General features: G+C 67.1%; 1 protein-coding gene and 1 pseudogene. One reads left to right on the top strand and one right to left on the bottom strand.

Annotation, left to right across the window (positions count from 1 at the left end):
• Nucleotides 1-443: 443 nt before the first annotated feature.
• A complete protein-coding gene (locus ACFU6I_RS48290; protein WP_384380876.1) occupies nt 444-779 on the bottom strand; it encodes a DUF6221 family protein in 336 nt (111 codons plus the stop codon).
• Nucleotides 780-2,523: 1,744 nt separating this feature from the next.
• Between ACFU6I_RS48290 and ACFU6I_RS48295 the strand changes: the two are divergent.
• Nucleotides 2,524-2,940, top strand: a pseudogene (locus tag ACFU6I_RS48295) (transporter); the annotation flags it as partial.

Consider the following 2,940-nt stretch of genomic DNA (forward strand, 5'->3'; position numbering starts at 1 on the left):
GGTCGAAACCGGGCGGGGCGCTCCCTTGCAGGTCGGAGGCCGGCGCCGCCCAGCACGGCCACCGACCGGGAACGGCGGAGAAACGGCAGGTGCGAGCGGCGGGTCGCAACCCGGTGCACGCTCGTCTGCCACTCGGTGTTCGCCACCGGGACGGTGGTTTTCACACGAGCGTCGGAGTTGTGACCATCTGTCGCCACCAGTGACATCCCAGGCGCGCAGCACGCTGGAAGGAGTGACCCCGTCGTGGGGGTCGAGGCGCTCGCCCTCATGGGGAGGTACGCGAGCGCCGACCGCAGGAGCGGGCTGGTTCCCCCGTGCCGGCCCGCTCCTGCTCGCATACGGCAGCCCGGGTGTCCACGTGGCAGTCGCGCCCGGGCTGCCGTCGTCGGCGGGACGACCGGTAAGCCGTTCCCCCTGACAAGGCGACCCTCAACAGCCCCCTTTCATCGTGGACGCCACTCCTGCTGATAGTCGGGATGCCGCGCATACGGCTGCGCAAGCAGCGCCAAGGCGTGGCTCAGCGCAGCGGCCTGACCTTCCAGCCAGGCGGCATCGACGAGGTCGTCCGTCTGCACCGGAATACCTGCCGCCGTCATTTCCGTGACCCGACGTGTGGCCCCGGCGGCCAGGATGGTTGCCCTCTCGCAGGCGTCCACGACGGCCTGCCTCGAATTGACGTCGGCGACGACCAACTGCCAGTTCTGCATCCGACGCGCCATCGCGCTCTGGCGTTCTTCCGTGTAGCGGGCCCGCAGAAAGTGGATGAGGTCATCGATCAAGGCAGTCCTTCGGAGCAGGAAGGGCCGCTGTTCGGGACGGCCCCCTCAAGAGGAGCTCACAAAATGGGCGCCCGGCTCGCGACGCCCGGCACGCACGCTCCAGACGCCGCGAGCTGGTCGGACTCCCATTTCGTGAGCTCCTCCAAGTCTGCGCGCGGAGACGGGAACGTGTCACATCAGGACATTGGATACCACAGCACCCCATCGACGCCGCACCAGCATTCGTGCATGAGCGGGGCAGTCCTCCGGTCCGGGAGTGGCCGGCTCGGGTACAGCACAAGCACGCCGACTCGCGGAGCGGAGGCGGCGGCGTACTGCCGACGCGTGAGGTCAGGCGCGGGCGGCGTGGGTGAAGAACGGTGTGTGCCGGGCAGGCAGTGCCGATGTCGGGCGGGCGTCCTGCGCCACCGGCCCCCGGACGGCGCCGGACGTCCCGTCCGTCGAGGCCAGGGTCAGGCCGCCGCTTCCGCTCAGGAAGAAGTGCGTCCGAAACACGCGTAGCCGACTGATTGCCTCATGCCGGGCTTTTCACCCAGTTGACGAGCCGGGCCCACCAGTCACCCCTCGATCGGCCCGGTGAACCCTCCGGGCGCCGAGGGACCTGTGCGTGTCGCGGCGACTCGCCCCACCGGACCGGCACCGATTCCGGTCGAGTGTTCGCCCCGACCGCGCGCAGACCCCTGCCCTCCGCAGACTCACACATGCACCGCTGACTCGTCGGCACGCCCATGAGCACTTGGTCCACATGTCTCCCGCAGCCCTCATAGGTCACCTTCCGGCACGACCGACAGACAGCACGCTGGCACATAATTCTTCTCCATTAGCTCTTCATTTGAGATCCACGATATTCACACCACCACCACAAGGAGCTCCATTGTTTTCACCATCTCCGCAAACAGCCGACTTGCATCACACGAGCCGCGACCATGGGGCCGAATAGTGATCCAAGTGACCTCATTGCGGGTTGCAAATATCCGGACATGAGGGGTAGACGCCACATATCCGTCGCGCGGAATATCTCACCAAGTAGTGTCAAGTGGTCCGATTGAAAAATACCCTGAATTTGCTCGGGACATCGAAACAATGATTGCATCACGCCCGGTCGGCGGAATGGAGGCGCAGAGCCTTTTTGCCACTGCCCGTCACCGCGTTGCTTTGCAGATCGTCGACCGAGCGCGGCGAGGGCAAGAATCGAGAACGGCAACCGCTCTCCCCGAACGGGTGGTGTGCGCCGATCAGGAGGGAGCAACGTGAGTTGCTCACACGCCGCAGGATGCCCCCTTTTCCCCCTGCTCAGGGCGAGCTTGGCAGGTTGGCGCGAACACTACTGCGACAGCGACGATCGGTGGCTCGACTGTGCGCGCTACCAGGTGTCACTCACCGGCGAGCGCGTGCCGATCGGCTTGCTGCCCAACGGAGCCCGCGCGCGACACCTCGAAGACGTCGCCGAGGCGCCCCGGCAGGCCCCGCCACCGAAGCCCGACCCGTGGTCACCGGAGGCCGCGTCCTGGTCCCAGCCGGCGCCGGCCCACCCATTTGGGCAATCAGAACCCGGAACCGTGACACCGGGGGCCACGGCCCACTTCGGGGCGACATCTCCGCCGGCACCCGTCTGGCATGACCAACCGTCACCGCACCCACAGATTTCCCGGCCTTCAAACAGCCCCGCTGGACGAGCGCGGCAAGCTCCCAGCTCGAAGCGCGGCTGGTTGGCTCGATTTGCCGATTGGATGAGAGGACCCGCATGAGTACCTACTGGCCCTGGTGGGCGGGCGCTATCGGGCTCGCTCTGGTCACCGTCAACTACACCCTCATCACCGATCGGTCTTTCGGGGTGTCGTCCGCGTGGGATCGCGTGTTGCACTGGCGACGCGAACGCGACCTCGAGGAGATGGACGAGGAGTTCGCCGACGACCGAGCTCTCGCCGAGGCGCTCGCCGCAGCCACGGCGGAGCACTTCGGCACCGGCACGTCCACTCAGCCACAGGTTCCGTACGGGAATTCACAGACGCTCGAAGCGGATACCGAACCGGCGGCGAGCGAGAGCCCCGCGGCCACGAGCCTGCGCCCGGCCCCGCTGGTCACCCAGGCCGCCCTGCTGATATCGATCTTCCTCGGCGGATTGATCGCCGCGGTCACCTCCGGGCGGTTCCACCTCCGC

It is taken from the genome of Streptomyces sp. NPDC057486 (assembly GCF_042802415.1).
Taxonomy (GTDB): Bacteria; Actinomycetota; Actinomycetes; order Streptomycetales; family Streptomycetaceae; genus Streptomyces; species Streptomyces yanii.